Annotated in this window: 18 protein-coding genes; 5 read left to right on the top strand and 13 right to left on the bottom strand. The window is 55.9% G+C overall.

All coding sequences use genetic code 11. From position 1 onward, the window contains the following. Positions 1 to 783: 783 nt before the first annotated feature. Together cas2e and DWA01_RS18190 are read right to left on the bottom strand one after the other, a co-directional pair. Positions 784 to 1059, bottom strand: coding sequence for a type I-E CRISPR-associated endoribonuclease Cas2e (gene cas2e / locus DWA01_RS18195; protein ID WP_114287230.1), 276 nt, complete (start codon positions 1057 to 1059; stop codon positions 784 to 786). Beyond that, the gene (locus DWA01_RS18190) at positions 1059 to 1751 is read right to left on the bottom strand and encodes a CRISPR-associated endonuclease Cas1 (protein ID WP_200832613.1); all 693 of its coding nucleotides are present in this window, start codon (positions 1749 to 1751) and stop codon (positions 1059 to 1061) included. The genes cas2e and DWA01_RS18190 overlap by 1 nt, the downstream gene beginning before the upstream one ends. A 240-nt stretch (positions 1752 to 1991) precedes the next feature. Between DWA01_RS18190 and DWA01_RS18185 the strand changes: the two genes are divergently transcribed. Both DWA01_RS18185 and DWA01_RS18180 read left to right on the top strand, forming a co-directional pair. Further along, the gene (locus DWA01_RS18185; protein WP_114287229.1) at positions 1992 to 2918 is read left to right on the top strand and encodes an MBL fold metallo-hydrolase; all 927 of its coding nucleotides are present in this window, start codon (positions 1992 to 1994) and stop codon (positions 2916 to 2918) included. Next, positions 2915 to 3862: an MBL fold metallo-hydrolase gene (locus DWA01_RS18180; protein ID WP_114287228.1), complete on the top strand. Its 948-nt coding sequence runs from the start codon at positions 2915 to 2917 to the stop codon at positions 3860 to 3862. The genes DWA01_RS18185 and DWA01_RS18180 overlap by 4 nt, the downstream gene beginning before the upstream one ends. A gap of 25 nt (positions 3863 to 3887) precedes the next feature. Here the strand turns inward: DWA01_RS18180 and DWA01_RS18175 are convergent, their stop codons facing one another. From DWA01_RS18175 to DWA01_RS18125, 11 genes are all read right to left on the bottom strand, one after another. Further along, the gene (locus tag DWA01_RS18175; RefSeq protein ID WP_114287227.1) at positions 3888 to 4325 is read right to left on the bottom strand and encodes a DUF302 domain-containing protein; all 438 of its coding nucleotides are present in this window, start codon (positions 4323 to 4325) and stop codon (positions 3888 to 3890) included. A gap of 62 nt (positions 4326 to 4387) precedes the next feature. Further along, positions 4388 to 4834 carry a DsrE family protein gene (locus DWA01_RS18170; RefSeq protein WP_160116078.1) on the bottom strand — a complete coding sequence of 149 codons (447 nt, stop codon included), beginning with the start codon at positions 4832 to 4834 and terminating at the stop codon, positions 4388 to 4390. A 165-nt stretch (positions 4835 to 4999) separates the two neighbouring features. Continuing rightward, complete coding sequence (locus DWA01_RS18165) at positions 5000 to 6199, bottom strand: c-type cytochrome (protein ID WP_114287225.1); 1200 nt, start codon at positions 6197 to 6199, stop codon at positions 5000 to 5002. Beyond that, entirely contained in the window at positions 6183 to 7451 is a 1269-nt protein-coding gene (soxC, locus tag DWA01_RS18160; protein ID WP_114287224.1) for a sulfite dehydrogenase, read from the bottom strand. The genes DWA01_RS18165 and soxC overlap by 17 nt, the downstream gene beginning before the upstream one ends. Positions 7452 to 7512: 61 nt before the next feature. Beyond that, positions 7513 to 9207 (bottom strand): thiosulfohydrolase SoxB, encoded by a 1695-nt coding sequence (soxB, locus tag DWA01_RS18155; protein WP_114287223.1) that lies wholly within the window; start codon positions 9205 to 9207, stop codon positions 7513 to 7515. A gap of 94 nt (positions 9208 to 9301) precedes the next feature. Continuing rightward, positions 9302 to 10138 carry a sulfur oxidation c-type cytochrome SoxA gene (gene soxA, locus DWA01_RS18150; RefSeq protein WP_114287222.1) on the bottom strand — a complete coding sequence of 279 codons (837 nt, stop codon included), beginning with the start codon at positions 10136 to 10138 and terminating at the stop codon, positions 9302 to 9304. A gap of 27 nt (positions 10139 to 10165) precedes the next feature. Beyond that, positions 10166 to 10495: a thiosulfate oxidation carrier complex protein SoxZ gene (soxZ, locus tag DWA01_RS18145; protein WP_114287221.1), complete on the bottom strand. Its 330-nt coding sequence runs from the start codon at positions 10493 to 10495 to the stop codon at positions 10166 to 10168. 18 nt (positions 10496 to 10513) lie between these two features. Next, on the bottom strand, positions 10514 to 10936 hold the full coding sequence (soxY, locus tag DWA01_RS18140) for a thiosulfate oxidation carrier protein SoxY (protein ID WP_114287234.1): 423 nt from the start codon (positions 10934 to 10936) through the stop codon (positions 10514 to 10516). Positions 10937 to 10961: 25 nt separating this feature from the next. Further along, positions 10962 to 11414, bottom strand: a complete 453-nt coding sequence (gene soxX / locus DWA01_RS18135) for a sulfur oxidation c-type cytochrome SoxX (RefSeq protein WP_114287220.1) — start codon at positions 11412 to 11414, stop codon at positions 10962 to 10964. Positions 11415 to 11539: 125 nt separating this feature from the next. After that, complete coding sequence (locus tag DWA01_RS18130; protein WP_114287219.1) at positions 11540 to 12100, bottom strand: thioredoxin family protein; 561 nt, start codon at positions 12098 to 12100, stop codon at positions 11540 to 11542. Positions 12101 to 12114: 14 nt separating this feature from the next. Continuing rightward, complete coding sequence (locus DWA01_RS18125; RefSeq protein ID WP_114287218.1) at positions 12115 to 12855, bottom strand: cytochrome c biogenesis CcdA family protein; 741 nt, start codon at positions 12853 to 12855, stop codon at positions 12115 to 12117. Positions 12856 to 12906: 51 nt separating this feature from the next. On the opposite strand from DWA01_RS18125, the gene DWA01_RS18120 reads away from it, so the two are divergent. From DWA01_RS18120 to DWA01_RS18110, 3 genes are all read left to right on the top strand, one after another. Next, positions 12907 to 13299, top strand: a complete 393-nt coding sequence (locus tag DWA01_RS18120; protein ID WP_419187021.1) for a hypothetical protein — start codon at positions 12907 to 12909, stop codon at positions 13297 to 13299. Positions 13300 to 13437: 138 nt separating this feature from the next. Continuing rightward, entirely contained in the window at positions 13438 to 13773 is a 336-nt protein-coding gene (locus DWA01_RS18115) for an ArsR/SmtB family transcription factor (RefSeq protein WP_114287217.1), read from the top strand. Positions 13774 to 13820: 47 nt separating this feature from the next. Beyond that, a complete protein-coding gene (locus DWA01_RS18110; protein WP_114287216.1) occupies positions 13821 to 14870 on the top strand; it encodes a YeeE/YedE family protein in 1050 nt (349 codons plus the stop codon). Positions 14871 to 14956: the final 86 nt, after the last annotated feature.

Raw genomic sequence — 14956 nt, 5'->3', positions numbered from 1 at the left:
AGACCACGGAGCGAGCGTAATCCCAATGAGGCCACGACCCGCGTGTCGATCAACAGGCCGGATACATATGAGCGACTTCCGAGAACATGTGAAAAATCATTTGCGAACAGTAGCCGGTACATACAAAAGGGCCGATGCCCCCAGAATTTGTCTCTAGCAGGTATATTGTGTTTCAAGTTGAATTCCACACGGTAACTACCAGTCGCCACGCGTGACAAATACACAACAACAAGATTCTGTTGGCAGCGCTTCCGCAATGCTTCCATGAGAAATCAAAAAGTTAAATCTGCTTGACGCCCTAGGTGTAAGATACTGATTTTATGATGAAAAATGGCATCCACACGGACTCACATCCAGATAGCAGCGTGTTGTAATCGTTACATATTAAGGCCAAAAAAATTTCAGGCACCCCCAGCCATACCCCCAAATAAACGACCTCAATCCACGAACGAGATCATCGCCCGCTTGCTCAGACTGGGGCAAGAGCTTTATAGGATCAGGTCGGCAACTACATTCCTTCTGTGCCGTCGCACCGGATCGCAGCTCCTTTACCTCAGGCCAAGTGGCCTGACGGGCTGTACCTCCGTTGACATATAGGCTGGCACAGTAGCAAGGTCTATCGCCGCGTGAGCGGGGAAACTACTGGGCGACCCGGAACATTCTGAGCGGGCTGGGTCAATCCCCGTGCGGGCGGGGAAACCTCTTTGAGGTAACCGACAATTTTTAGTAAACCCTCAAAGAACATGAGGCGAGCGGAGAGCACCGCTATTTTCATAGAGCGAGTTAAATCCTATCTGCGTCCACAATTTCTTTTGGAGGGTCGCCCAAAGTCTCGATCCGCAAATTGCCCGTTGCTTTCGTGTCTCGCCAAACCATTACTAGGGTACCTCGGCCAAGAGCTTGCCACCAGCCTGTCAAAACCGCGCAAATCCAATGACGCACCCCGGACGACATACGTGGCGCAACATAAACCCCGGGGGCGGTTTCCAGCATGATCGAGGTCAGAAAACCCCGGTAGCGGGCCTCGACATCGCAGGTGATGACCACGGTCAGCGGCATTACTTCTCATCCTCTGCGATCAGAGCCTTGATCCGCCTGATCATCGACGGAATAACGCCCTGACGCGCAAGTCCGCCACCCGTAATGCGCCGGGCCAGACGTTCGATATTTTCGCCGGGACGGTCTCGGGCCCGCTTGGCATCTTTGAAGGTACAGGGGTTGGTGAACGTATCGCGGTAGAAGTCGGCGATGTCCAGCACAAAGGATTGTCCGGGGTTTTCGTTGATAAATCCCAACTGAGGAATTGTCGCTGTGGCGGACCCGGCAATGGCGGCGGCGGCTTCGACGGCGCTGGCGGCGTGGTACAGCGCCAGATTGGGCAAGCCTGCTTTGCCCGGATTGATGCGGCCATAGCGTCTGCCGCACCGCTCAACCGCGATCTGACCAGCCAGCAGGGCGTAGGATTCCTTCATGCGCGGACCCACGATCCCGCGCAGCACATTCAGGTCACGGTGGGGCTGCAACTCGCCTAGCCGCCTGGCGTACATGCGCCACGCCAGAATCAGGCGCAGATCGTCATCCGCCCAGAGCCGGGCCTGGAGGCGGGCAAGGCCCGAGCGATCCGGAATCAGTGGCGGCGCTGCGTAAAGACGACCCCCATCTTCACCCACTGCCGCAAATGCTGTGCGGGCATGAGCCAACAGGCGCAGAGCATCGTGGCTGACGGTTGGGCCGGGACCAAACAGGGTCATCGGGAACCCCAGCAGGGCAATGGCATATCGCTGCAAGGCGGCACAGAGCATCAAACGTTCAAATTAAGTACCGCGTCCCGGATGTTGAGGTATCGCCGCTTGTCTTAGTCGTCGTCGCATGCTGCGATCTGAGGTGAATGGACGCCAGCCAGACAGAAGTTTTCTGACACAATTTTTCACTTGAATTGCAGCAGCAGATCCATCAAATTCACATAAATGAATTAATGAAAGGGTGAGCCCATGACACATACACGCCGCAAGTTTTTTTCCGGTGCCAGCGCTGTCATGGCTGGGGTGGGTTGCGGAGCGCTGTTTGCCAGTCCGGCTATTGCGACGTTGAATATCGGCAAGGTCCGGATCGACACGGTAAGCGATGGTTATCTCGATCTTCCAGGGGATTTCATCTTTGCGCCGATGCCGCAGAATGAACTCGCCCCACTGCTTCAAAACATGAATATACCCCGCGACCGGGTGCAGCCCGAGTGCAATGTCACGCTGCTGCGGGACGGAAAGAACACCATCTTGTTTGATGTTGGTTCAGGGCAGGGGTTCATGCCGTCAGCCGGAAAAATTCTGGCCACTCTTGCGGCTTTGGATGTTGCGCCTGAGGACGTAACCCATGTTGTCTTCACCCACGGGCATCCCGACCATCTTTGGGGGTTGCTCGATGATTTTGACGATCCGCTGTTCAGCGAGGCCACCTATCTGATGGGCAAGAAGGAATGGGATTATTGGCTCAACCCCAACACAGTTGATGCAATCGGCGCCTCCCGTTCCGTCTTTGCCGTTGGCGCCAGACGCCGGTTGTTGATGATTGAAGGCAACATCAATCTGTTTGGCGACGGAGAAGAAATTCTGGCCGGGGTTGCTGCCCGAGCCAGCTTTGGCCACACACCGGGACACATGTCGTTTGAGGTTCGTTCCGGCAGCGAGAGCGTAATGATTGCCGGCGATGCGATCGGCAACCACCACGTCGCTTTTGCACGTCCTCAATGGCTGTCTGGCTCCGATCAGGACGGGGAAACGGCGGTGAAGTCACGGCTGGGTCTGCTGGATCAGATCGCTTCGGAACAGATGAAACTGGTTGGTTTTCACTTGCCAGACGGCGGCATGGGCCGGGCCGAAAAGACCAGTGACGGATACCGGTTTATCGGAGAAGCATCATGATCCGCGCCGCCTTTGCGTTTGTATTTGCCCTGGTTGCAAACATTGCTTTTGCCAGTGATATTGCCGATCAGTACCCGCAGTCGCTGCTGTATTCCAAACCGGTGGAATTCATTCCCGGGGTCTATTCCGCCATCGGGGCCACCGCACCACCCAGTTATGAAAACAGTGGTCATAACAACAATCTGTCCTTCATTGTGACCGGAGACGGTGTGGTGGTCATCAATGGCAGCGCCGCATATCTGCTGGCCAAAGCGCTGCATGATGAAATCAAAGCCGTCACCGATCAACCGGTCAGGCTGGTGTTTAATGAAAACGGCCAGGGCCATGCCATGCTGGGCAATTCCTACTGGGCAGAACAAGGGGTGCCAATCGTTGCACACGCCGACGCCGCTGAAGTTTTTGAAGACAGTGGGCCACAGGCGCTTGCGGCCATGCAGCGCTACAACCGGGAAAAATCCGAAGGCACGACGGTCACCCTGCCGGACGAGGTTTTTGAGGATGAATACATCGTCGAAATGGGCGATTTTCGCATCGAAGCCCGCCATCTTGGCCCCTCCCACAGCCCGGGCGACATTGTCATCTGGCTGCCGGAACAAAGCCTGGTGATCTCGGGAGACATGGCTTTTCACGAACGCCTGCTGCCGATTTTTGAGGACACGGTGACGCTGGACTGGCTTGAGACCTGGGACAATGAGTTCGAAACGCTGGGGGCGACTTATGTCATTCCCGGCCACGGCCATCCGACCAATATGGCGCAGGTGCGACGCTATACGCGGGACTACCTGGTATATCTGCGCCAGAAAATCGGCGCGCATATCGATGGCGGCGGCGACCTGGCTGACGCCTATTATGTCGATCAGTCACCCTATGCACATCTGGACACATTTGAGGAGCTTGCCACCAAAAACGCGGGCCGGGTCTTTGAACAGATGGAGTTTGAATAATCGCCGATAGAAAGTCGCGCCCGCCTTATTGCCCGACGGCCTCTCTGACAATTTTATCGAGCAGGGCCTGCACTTCCTGCATGCTGCCGCCCGGGTAGCGCCGGTAGCCGACGATGACTTCACCGGCCATATCGGCGACAAAGATCCCATAGGGGCAATGGGCGATGTTCAGCGGGTCGGCTTCCATCATCTTGCGGGACAAGACCGCAGAGCAAAACAGAAACGTATCGGCGGCGTCAAATATCCTGATGTCGCTGCCCACGTCCTGGCCCGTGCGGTTGAGCATCTCCCCAACGTGACTGACATAGTCAACCACCAAGCCCCGATCGAGGATTGCGCTTTCCACGCTGAACGTCGCATCGTCAAAATCGCCATCAAAAACATAATTGACAGAGTCCTGCCCCGCCATGGCAGCCCCGTTCATGACGGAGAAGGCAAGCAGTGCAATAAACAGTTTTTTCATTTTATTTCCTTTTTCAGCCCGGCCGCCGGTCTGCCGGCAGCAAAATGCAGGCGCGGTGGGGTTCAGGGACGAATGATGGTCCAGCCCGCTTCCTGCAGCGTCATCAGATCAACAACCCCGGCCGGCACCTGTTCGGCCATCGCCACCACCGGCGGCATCTGGCCTTCCTTTTTGGCCATTGCCTGAAGCGTATTACCGCAGGCGGCGAAAGTGACATTTGGCATCGATTGCTCAAATGATTTCAGACGGTCGAGCACTGGTGAAGTGTCTTCGCGCAGCATGTGCAGACCGGTGTTAAAAGCCACAATGCGGATCTCGACCTCTTCGCCGAGACTGGAATAATGACGGGATACATTTGCGGCAACATTCAGAACAGTGGCCATTTTTTGAGGATTATTGTCACTGATCTGCAGGGCCAGACGGTGGATGTTAGCATCCGCAACGCTGGCGGTGGCGCCCGTCAGGAGGAGCGCAACAGTCAACAACACGGATCTGGTAAATTTCAGCATTTCCATTCCTCCTGGATTTCCCCGCCTGAACATTCAGACCGGGAATGGCTAATTTGGCAAGCGCCGCCTGTCGGGGCCAGGTCTGACTATCCAACACACGGCGCCTGCCCTGCTCAATTTGTCACCTGACCGCCCCTCCAGCGCCGGGCCAGCTCCGGGCCAGCGTTACTGATCAAAGCTGCGAAGGTAGGCTATCATCGCGGCAACATCTGCCTCTTTCTTAAATCCGGAAAAGGACATTTTGGTCCCTTTCAGATAGGCTTTGGGCTTCGCCAGAAACGCAGCCAGGGTTTCGTCCTGCCACACCAGACCGTCTTGCTGCGCGTTCTTGAAGGCTTTGGAATATCTGAAGCCTTCACCGCTGCCGGCGACACGGCCCATCAGGTTGTTCAACTGTGGTCCGGTGCGGTTTTTGGCCCCGTCGCCAACCTGGTGACAGGCCTTGCATTTTTTGAAGAGTTTGGCACCTTTCGCGACCTGCGCCGGATCGACGCTTACCGCCTCTGGTGTCACCTGCTCCGTTTCGGCTTTGACCTCTGCCACCGCTTCAATTGCCGCCCCGGTCACCAGGGCGTCTTGTGCTGACGCCTGGATTTCTGCTGCCGCGGCTTCCCGGGCCTCGCGCGCGGCCACGTCATCCGGCGTGACATCCACAATTGCAGCGCGGCCAGTTATTTCAACACTGTCTTTACAGTCGCTCATGCAGACTTCGGCTGAAAACAACGGATACTCAACCTCCAGCCGGTCGTCCGGAAAGAAATTCCCCTCGTTGGGCAGTTTTACCTCGGTGAAATTCTCTTTGCTGAGTTCGAAATCTTCTTCGACCAGGTCGTTGACATAGAGCAAGTAGGCGGTGATCGCATAGATTTCATCCGGCGCAAGAGAACGGGCGTTTCCGAACGGCATCGCGCGATTAATGTAATCGTAAACCGTCGAAAGGTAGGGCCAGTACGAACCAATGGTTTTCACGGGCCGCTCAGAATCCAGCGTATCCACACCGCCCGCCAGCACTGGCCAGCGGCCGACACCCTCGCCAAAATCTCCGTGGCACATGGCACAGCTGTCGGCAAAGATCTCTTCGCCGGTCAGCACATCGCCTTTGCCCGCAGGCAGGCCTTTGCCGTCAGGCCGCACATCCTGATCCCAGGCTGCAACTTCCTCTGGCAGGGCGACACGACCAAGCGCAAAGCCGGTGTTTTGCGGGTTCTCTTCTGCGGTGGCCGCCGAGAGGAATGGCGCGGTGATCGCGTCAGAAAACGAGACGGAATCCAGGCCAGAAACCGAGCCGGTGCCGACAGCAGCGAGACCAAGAAACAGCGCCGTTCCGCCCGTGGCGCAGAGGGCTATCTTAGGAAATTTCGACATTTTCAGCGACCCCCTGATCGTTTACATGCCAGGTCTGGATGGCATTGTTGTGATAGATGGAATTGGTGCCGCGCGCGTTGCGCAACTGTGCTTTGGTCGGCTGCACATAGCCGGTGCTGTCATGAGCCCTGCTTTGCAGCAACAGAGGTTTTCCGTCCCAGTCAAATTCAAAGTAGAACCGGTGCATCGACTTGTCCAAAGACGGGCCCGATATGCGCGCCTGGTGCCAGTTTTTGCCGCCATCAAGGGTCACATCCACCCGCGGAATGGTGCCCCTGCCCGACCAGGCCACCCCGGTCAGCACTGTGGGACCGCTCTTGTGTAAAATCGGCGCTTGTGGGCTTGGGTTGGTGATCACCGACTTGGCGTCCATTTCCCAGGTGAAACGACGCGCCTGTCCATCGGCCAGCAGATCAGTGTATTTTGAGGTTTCCTCGCGGTGGTGCCAGGGCTGATCGCCGACTTCGATCCGCCGTAGCCATTTGATCCACATGTTGCCTTCCCAGCCGGGCACAACCATGCGCACCGGATAGCCCTGCTCCGCACGCAGCGCCTCGCCGTTCATTTTGAAGGCGATCAGGCAATCATCCAGCGCTTTTTCCATCGGCAGCGACCGGCTCATGCCAGAAGCATCCGCCCCTTCCATCAACAACCATTTCCCGTCAGGCTTAACCCCTGCCGTTTCCAGCAGATAGCGCAGCGGCACGCCGGTATACATCACGTTGTGGATCATACCGTGGGTAAACTGGCAGCCGTTCAATTGCGCCCCGCGCCACTCCATGCCCGAGTTGGCCGCACATTCGAGGAAATAGATCCGGTTTTCGCGGGGGAAGCGCATCAGGTCCTCCAGCGTGAAAACAAGTTCTCTTTCGACCAGGCCATTGATCATCAGCCGGTATTCTGCCGGATCAACCTCTGCTACGCCCGCGTGGTGGCGTTCAAAACACAAACCGTTTGGGGTGATAATGCCATCGAGGTCATGCAACGGGGTGAAATTGATCGAGGACACAGTGTCGGCTGTCAGCCATTCCACATTGCGCCGTTTAACCTCGGATTCAAACGGGCTGGGCATGCCATAGGGGCTGGCATCGACCCCTTCGCCAAGCTCCTGCGCCCAGGGCTGAATGCTGGTGATGGCCGGATCGTCGACCGCATTTGCCGCGCCGGCGACTGCGACAGATCCGCCTGCAGCCAGGGCCGAAGTCAGAAATCCACGTCGGGAGGTCTTTTGGCCAATAGTTTTTTCGCTCATTGAAGGGAGCCTCCTGCGCTGGTGTGTTCCCGGTCCCGGGTGGTTCTAAATCTAAGATGTGTCATGCGCCGACCACTTTGACGCTGGTATTCTGATCCACGGTGACAGTTCCTTCGCTCCGAATGTGATTTTCAAGCACATCCCAGATCGCCGGTCCTTCGGTGCCCTCGTTGACACTCGCCCAGCCCGCCACCACATAAGATTTGCTGGCGTCGACAAGTTCACCGGTTTTCAGAACTGTCATTTCGGTGATGCGTTTTCCCTGCGGTTGATTGATGTCGATCCGGTAACCCATGCCCCCGACACGCACCATATCCCCGCCCTGCTGGTAATAGGGATCCGGGTTGAACAGGTTGTCGGCGACGTCTTCCAGAATGAGATGCAGGGTTTCGCCAGTCATTTCCGTACGGTAGGCGTTTGGATAGCTCATCGAGGTGGCGTTAAAGATGTCTTCCCGGGTGATATCCTGCCCGGGCAGCAAAGACGCCCCCCAGCGGAAACCGGGGCTGAGGGCGATGTCAGCTTCACGTTCGGAAATCAGGGCATTACAGATCAGGTCATCCCAGGTTCCGTTGAAATTGCCCCGCCGGTAAAGCAGCGAGTTTGTCTTACCGATGACCTCGGCCATGTCCGCCTCATAGGGGGCGCGTTCCCCGTCGATCAGCGCTTTGATCGTGGGATCAGGGGCGATCACATCCGAGAAAATCGGGATCAGCTTGTGCTTGACGGATTTCAGCTCACCGTTCTGCACATCCAGATCAAGCCGGCTGAGGAATTTGCCATGGCTGCCCGAGGCAATCAGGTGCGTTTTGTTGATCAGCAAGGGCTCGGGCAAGGCGTCATGGGTATGGCCGGTCAGGATGATATCAATTCCGTCGACATTTCGGGCCAGCTTGCGATCTACATCAAAGCCATTGTGACTGAGCAGCACCACGAGTTCGGCCCCCGCATCGCGGGCTTCCTGCACCACCTCAGCCATGTTGTCCTGACGCACACCAAAGCTCAACTCAGGAAACATCCATTTGGGATTGGCGATCGGCATATAGGGGAACGCCTGACCGATAACGGCGATTTGCACGCCGCCGCGTTCAAACATTTTATAGGGCTGATAAGCGCGTTCGTCCCATTCGGTGTCAAAGATATTTGCGCCGAGGAACGGAAAGTTCAATTCGTTCTCAACGATCTCATTCACCCGCTCGATGCCAAGGGTGAATTCCCAATGGCTGGTCATCGCTTCTACCCCGAGGGCGTTCATGACGTTGACCATGTCCTGACCATTGGTTTTCAACGCGGTATAGCTGCCCTGCCAGGTGTCACCACCGTCCAGCAGCAACGCATCGGGACGATCGGCCCGGATCGAATTGATCACCGTTGCCACCCGGTCAAGCCCCCCCATACGGCCGTAAGTTTTGGCCAGAGCCTCAAAATCGGGATAGGCCAATGCGTAATTGGCGGAGGAGCCGGATTGAATACCAAAGGTTTTCAGAAAATCCCGGCCGGTGATATGAGGCACCTGGCCTTTGGCGGCCCCGACGCCGATGTTGATCTCGGGTTCCCGGAAATACACCGGTTTCAACTGCGCGTGCACATCGGTGATATGCATCAGAGTGACGTTGCCGGTGGTTTCAAACCCCAGCAGATCGTCCTGGGTCAACGCCTGCTGCGCGGCCAGCCGGCCCCAGTTACCAAATCCGGAAGCCCCATACAGGGCAGAAGTTGCAAGGGCGGCTTGCAAAAAATCACGACGTGCAATCATCACCAGTTCCTGTCACGAATATCACATTCGCATGTTTGAATTTATATGAGGTGAAAAACCCCACACTGCAAGAAACAGCGCGGGGTTTTCTGGTTTAGTTGCGGACAGATGGTGTTTCGACGGCCAGGCCCTGCCCCCGCGATGCCAGGTAAAGTTCAAGTGCTTTGAACTCTGCAGAACCTTCCGCGTACGGGGTTGCCCGTACGTTTTTCATGCAGCCCTTAAAGCGCGCATGGGTCGAGTTCAGCTTGGCATTTTTCAGGCGATAGGTCGGAAAGCCATTGATCTGACCCTGGCTCAGGTTGTCAGCCCGGATCATATTGCCGTAATTGGCTTCGTGGCAATTTGAGCACGCCAGATCCAATTGCCCAACCCGGGTGTAATAGAGCTCTTTGCCCTTTTCCCAGTAGGGGGCTGCATCGCCGTCAATCGCAACATCCATTGGAAGTCCGCGGGATTGCAGGCCGATCAACGCGGTCATCGAGGTCATTTGAGCGCCCGAATACTTCCAGGGTTCCGCCCCCATCCGTTCGGTACGGCAGGCGTTGACCTGTTCTTCCATTGTCTGCAAATCGCCGTCAACAACGCGCGGCATCTGGGTGCGCAAACCTGCGAAATCTTCCACGTTCTCGTGACAGGCAGCGCAGGATTTGCCCTCGGAGCCGTCAACCGCGTTAAACAGGTCAATCCCCTGATCCACGAAGACAAAACCAGGGTTGTCAAAGTCGTCCAACTGAAGCGCCTGGGTTTCTTTGGAGCGGAACAACCACCCCGAAAAAACCTCGTCAAGGTTTTCAGCATGGTCCGGGGCCGGCGCGGTTGTGATGATCGTCTCTCCCTCGATCACCAGGTTTGCGCTATCTTCAGCCAAGGCAACAAAAGACGCGACGATCATGCCGGTTGCCAGTGCCAGAACAGGTTTAAGTCCCATTCATTTTCCTCCCATTTGATGCTGTGATCAAGCGATCGCAATCTTTTTCTCGGCCTCATAAACAGACCCGTCATCGTCATACCAGGTGAATGCAAAAGTACCGGCTTCCGGAACAATGGCATCAAACTGAAAATACGGGTTGGTCGAAACAGCCGGTTCAAGGATCACCTCGATGACGTTTTCGCCATTGAAGTCACAGGTGAAGCGATTGATGATCGAGCGGGGAATAAGATTGCCGTCACTGTCTTTGCGCCGACCAGATTCCATTTTGTGGCTGATCAGAGTTTTGATGGTTATCGTATCGCCAGCAGCGGCGGTTTTGGGAACTTTGACCCGGGGCTTTACACCTTTTGCCATTGCTCAGTCTCCTCGTGTTTAGCCGCCGCAGCCGCCGATGGTTACTTTGACAACGCTCTGCGCTTTGCGGAATGTTCCGTCAGCCATTTCAGCAATGGCGATGACGTCCTGGGTTTTTGCCAGGCGAATGCGGGTAGAAGCGCGCCGGGTTGGGTTCAACGCACCAAACCTGAATGTTGCGACTTCCGGGCTGGGGTTACCCGTCGCCAGAATTGTGATTGCCACGGCGCCTTCGGCCAAAACTTCGACAGGAACGGTGTTGCCGTTTTCAGCGATTTCCGGTGCGGTCAGGGTGATGCCACCGTCCTGAACCGCTGCACCACCGGTGACGGCGGCAATTTGGTCCTCAACGACTGAGGCAAACGCTGGCAGGCTGGTCAAATTGGCAAAGGCCAATGTGCCGGCGCCCAGGGCCAGAATTTTCCGACGGGTAACGGTCATGTCTTCTCCTCCAAACATTCAGTTTTCACTCTTTGAGAGTGAGCAGATAGGCGACGACGTCTTCGACCTGCCCGGCCGAAAGTATCGATTTACCTGCAAATTTTTCCAACGGCCGGTTGTAGCCGGCCTCGATGTAAAACGCAGGCATGATCGTGTCCTCAAAGGTCATCTTCGAGTTGGTCACGATGCCGCGTAATTCGGCTTCGCTCCACCGATCGCCAGCTCCATCAAGCGACGGCCCGACATCTCCGTGAAACGGTGCATCTGCAGCGTCCGAATTGACATGGCAGGCCAGGCAATTGCCTTGCTTGCGATTCAGGAAAACGGCGCGGCCAGTTTCAGCGTTGCCACCGGCTCCGGTTACAGACAGTTCAACGGCACCGTCCTCAAAACTGACATCATTCGGGGCGGTAATATCTGCGTAGGCGGAACTTAGTCCCAAAAACACGACAGAAACCGCTGTGATTGTTCGCTTCATGAGCCCTCCCAAAGACAATTGTTCCGCAACTCTAAGTCAACTTGTCGTCTCAACGCAACAACAAATTCATGTAATTGAATTAGATGATTTAAATCCGGAGCTCATCTAGAGACAAAATTCCGCAATTATTTCTTTTGGTCTTTAAGCTTACGCGCATGGTACCGCTGGAAGCTTTCAGGCCCCAAATAGCCCTTTTCAACGACCCAATTCAGCATATTTAATGTTGTGAACTTGCCGAATGCGCCGGGCATCACCGCAATGGCAGCCGTTGCTGCCGACTCAGTTGCTGCGACCTCTTCTGGCAGGAACAAAACGGTCGGCGTGAAAAGAAGCCGCCACTTTCTGACCGCCGATTTTTCGCTCAGTACCTCGCCATCAAAATCAATTATCTCAGTGTCACCGAACATATTCAGCTGAACCACGAAAAATTCATCCTCAAGCAAAGCCCTGATCTGCGGGTCCGGATAAACCTCCTCATGCATTATTTTGCAGTAGATACACCCCCGCTGCTCAACAATGAGCATCAGTCGCTTGCCCTCCGTATTGGCGTCGGCAAGATCTTCCTGCAGGTCTTTGAAAGTCTGGCGCATCCAGTCTGATTTATACAGGCCATCGTCTCCGAGTTGCGCCGCCTGCGCCGGCAAAGCAAACGCCAGAACCGCAATCAGTACGCTAATAATTTTCATACAATCCTCCTGTGTCAGCGGAGCAAGCCAATATCCGGGGCCACGCTCAGCATCATTTGCGCGATATAATTGACAGAGTTTGTTGCAATCAGAATGCCGAACAAAACCAGCAGCAGCCCCATTGCCTTCTCGACCTTACCCAGGTGTTGGCGGAACTTTTTTACCCAGATCATGAACGGCCGGATGAACAAAGCCGCCAGCACAAATGGCAATGTCATGCCGACGCCATAGACGAAAAGAAGACTGGCCCCCTGCGCTGTTGTCTCCGCTCCTGAAGCCACGAACAGGATGGCGGCGAGCACCGGCCCCACACAGGGCGTCCAGCCAAAGGCAAAGGCCAGTCCGATGACATAGGCGCCGGCATAGCTCATACCTGAAGCGGTTCCCGTCTCAGAGCGCAGTTGACGGTACAGCAACCCGATCCGCAGAAACCCGAGAAAATGCAGCCCCATCAGAATGATGATGGCCGCGGCCCCCCAGCGCAAAATATCGATATAGTCGCGAAAAAGCTGACCAAGAAGCGTCGCTGAGGCGCCAAGCGCCATGAACACGGTGACCACCCCCGCGGAAAAACAGGTGGCAGACAACACCGCCCGGCGCCGCACATCCGCAGGCATGCCTTGTTGTGCTGATATCTGGTTCATCCCGACGCCGGCCATGTAGCTCAGATAAAAGGGAACCATCGGCAAGACGCAGGGCGACAAAAAGGAAAGCAAACCGGCAATAAAGGCACCGATCATCGAAATATCGAGCACGTTCAGACCTCGCTTCTTGATTAATTCATATATTCAGATTATGATATACGAATGAAAAAGGTCAATCAAATGTTGCAACGTCTTTCCACTCTTATGGCCAGCATTGCCATAACATTTGTCACATTGTCTCCGCTTGCTGTAAGCGCGGAAACGCAGTTGATTATGGTCGAAGAGGCGGGATGTATCTGGTGCGAGCGCTGGAACCTTGAAATTGGGCCGGTGTACCCAAAGACCAGCGAAGGCAAGATCGCACCGCTGCGGCGGATCGACATCGGTGATACCCTGCCCGCAGATCTTACATTTACTGCGCCACTTTACTACACGCCGACGTTTGTGCTGATGCGCGACGGGGTTGAAGCCGACCGTATCGAGGGCTATCCGGGTGAAGACTTCTTTTGGGGCCTGCTGGCGGTGATGATCGAAAGATCCGGCGCGCTCAATTAGCCTGCAGGCGTCGAAACCCGGTGGAAAACCAATCTTTTGACACCGATCAAAGTAATTTCGCCCCTGAGCACATTGTAATACGCATGCGGTTTTGCGAATGTGCGCCACGATGCGACGATGAACGAAAGGTGAGATAACATGGGCCTGCCGGTATTTGACGAAAACGTCTGCGCTGAGGACATCGACAAGATGATGCGCAATGCCACCCGCGCGGCAAACTTTCTGAAAGCAATCGGCCACGAAGGCCGGATGATGATCCTTTGTTATCTTGCGACCGGCGAAAAGTCTGTGACCGAGCTGGAAGACTTGCTTTCAGCGCGGCAGGCGGCCGTCTCGCAACAGCTTTCGCGGCTGCGCCTTGAAGGGCTGGTGACGCCCCGGCGCGAGGGTAAGGCAATTTATTACAGGCTGGCCGATGACCGCCCCAAACAAATAATGGAAGTTGTCTACGAGCTGTTTTGCGCCGACGACTGAAATAGTACCGCATCAGAATTGTTTCATGCCTGGGGAGGAACCGAAACATGTTCAACGTGATCAGTGATTCTACACTTGTCGCTCTTTTCGGGCTTGGCGGCGGCGTGCTGCTGGGCCTTGCCGCACGGCTTGGCCGGTTTTGCACCCTTGGTGCGATCGAAGATCTTCTTTACGGGCAAAACGACTTGCGCATCCGCATGTGGGGGGTTGCGATTGGCGTCGCGGTTGTGGCGACATTTCTGCTGATTTCCGGCGGCATCCTGATCCCGGGCGAGACCAGCTATCTGAGCCGCAGCTGGAACCCCTGGGCAAGCGTTGCCGGCGGCCTGGTGTTTGGCTATGGAATGGCCCTGTCGGGCAATTGCGGTTTTGGCGCCCTCGCCCGGCTCGGCGGCGGTGATCTGCGCTCGTTTGTGATTGTACTGGTGATGGGGATCTCGGCCTATATTGCGCTGAACGGACCGCTCGCCTTGCTACGGGTGACCCTGTTTCCCACCACCGGCAGTCCGGAAAACATTCCCAGCCTCGCCTTTCTCGTTGAACGCAGCACTGGCATTTCAGCAACCAGCGTTGGCCTGTTTACCGGCCTGGTTATCTTTTTGTCCGCGGCCATTCCCATCAGGCGCGAATTCAAAACCATTTTTTGGGGCGCCCTTGTCGGGTTGACCATCGCATCCGGCTGGGCCGGTACCCAATGGGTGGCCGCAGAAGGCTTTGATGCAATTCCGGTTTCCACTTATACGTTCTCAGCGCCGATTGGGGACAGCGTGCTTTACACCATGACGTCGTCTGGCAACTCGCTGAGCTTTGGCGTTGGTTCTGTTGCCGGCGTGTTGATCGGCGCCTTCATCGGCAGTCTGATCAAAGGCCATTTCCGCTGGGAAGCCTGCGAAGATCCGCGCGAGTTGCAGCGCCAGATCAGCGGTGCCTTTCTGATGGGCGTGGGCGCGGTTGTCGCCTTTGGATGTAGCATCGGGCAGGGAATCTCAGCCTTCTCGGTGCTGTCCTATGGCGCTCCGGTGACATTGGCTGCAATTCTGACCGGCGCCGCCATCGGCCTCAGACAGTTGATCACCGGATTTGCACCCGCAGATTAGATCTGCAGGAGGTAACAATTCTCAGGCTTTACGAGCCCCTGCAGGTCTTTAACAAACTGCATCGCCAGGCTCCTTTCCCACCTTAA

Source organism: Candidatus Halocynthiibacter alkanivorans (assembly GCF_003333265.1).
Lineage (GTDB): Bacteria > Pseudomonadota > Alphaproteobacteria > Rhodobacterales > Rhodobacteraceae > Halocyntiibacter_A > Halocyntiibacter_A alkanivorans.
The sequence above is the reverse complement of the archived record's forward strand: the minus strand, read 5'-3'. Positions and strand labels throughout refer to the sequence as shown.

Bases quoted from the DNA above. Each gene is read 5' to 3' on its own strand.
- cas2e (WP_114287230.1), bottom strand. From the start codon at position 1,059: ATGCCGCTGACCGTGGTCATCACCTGCGATGTCGAGGCCCGCTACCGG.
- DWA01_RS18190 (WP_200832613.1), bottom strand. From the start codon at position 1,751: ATGACCCTGTTTGGTCCCGGCCCAACCGTCAGCCACGATGCTCTGCGC.
- DWA01_RS18185 (WP_114287229.1), top strand. From the start codon at position 1,992: ATGACACATACACGCCGCAAGTTTTTTTCCGGTGCCAGCGCTGTCATG.
- DWA01_RS18180 (WP_114287228.1), top strand. From the start codon at position 2,915: ATGATCCGCGCCGCCTTTGCGTTTGTATTTGCCCTGGTTGCAAACATT.
- DWA01_RS18175 (WP_114287227.1), bottom strand. From the start codon at position 4,325: ATGAAAAAACTGTTTATTGCACTGCTTGCCTTCTCCGTCATGAACGGG.
- DWA01_RS18170 (WP_160116078.1), bottom strand. From the start codon at position 4,834: ATGCTGAAATTTACCAGATCCGTGTTGTTGACTGTTGCGCTCCTCCTG.
- DWA01_RS18165 (WP_114287225.1), bottom strand. From the start codon at position 6,199: ATGTCGAAATTTCCTAAGATAGCCCTCTGCGCCACGGGCGGAACGGCG.
- soxC (WP_114287224.1), bottom strand. From the start codon at position 7,451: ATGAGCGAAAAAACTATTGGCCAAAAGACCTCCCGACGTGGATTTCTG.
- soxB (WP_114287223.1), bottom strand. From the start codon at position 9,207: ATGATTGCACGTCGTGATTTTTTGCAAGCCGCCCTTGCAACTTCTGCC.
- soxA (WP_114287222.1), bottom strand. From the start codon at position 10,138: ATGGGACTTAAACCTGTTCTGGCACTGGCAACCGGCATGATCGTCGCG.
- soxZ (WP_114287221.1), bottom strand. From the start codon at position 10,495: ATGGCAAAAGGTGTAAAGCCCCGGGTCAAAGTTCCCAAAACCGCCGCT.
- soxY (WP_114287234.1), bottom strand. From the start codon at position 10,936: ATGACCGTTACCCGTCGGAAAATTCTGGCCCTGGGCGCCGGCACATTG.
- soxX (WP_114287220.1), bottom strand. From the start codon at position 11,414: ATGAAGCGAACAATCACAGCGGTTTCTGTCGTGTTTTTGGGACTAAGT.
- DWA01_RS18130 (WP_114287219.1), bottom strand. From the start codon at position 12,100: ATGAAAATTATTAGCGTACTGATTGCGGTTCTGGCGTTTGCTTTGCCG.
- DWA01_RS18120 (WP_419187021.1), top strand. From the start codon at position 12,907: ATGAAAAAGGTCAATCAAATGTTGCAACGTCTTTCCACTCTTATGGCC.
- DWA01_RS18115 (WP_114287217.1), top strand. From the start codon at position 13,438: ATGGGCCTGCCGGTATTTGACGAAAACGTCTGCGCTGAGGACATCGAC.
- DWA01_RS18110 (WP_114287216.1), top strand. From the start codon at position 13,821: ATGTTCAACGTGATCAGTGATTCTACACTTGTCGCTCTTTTCGGGCTT.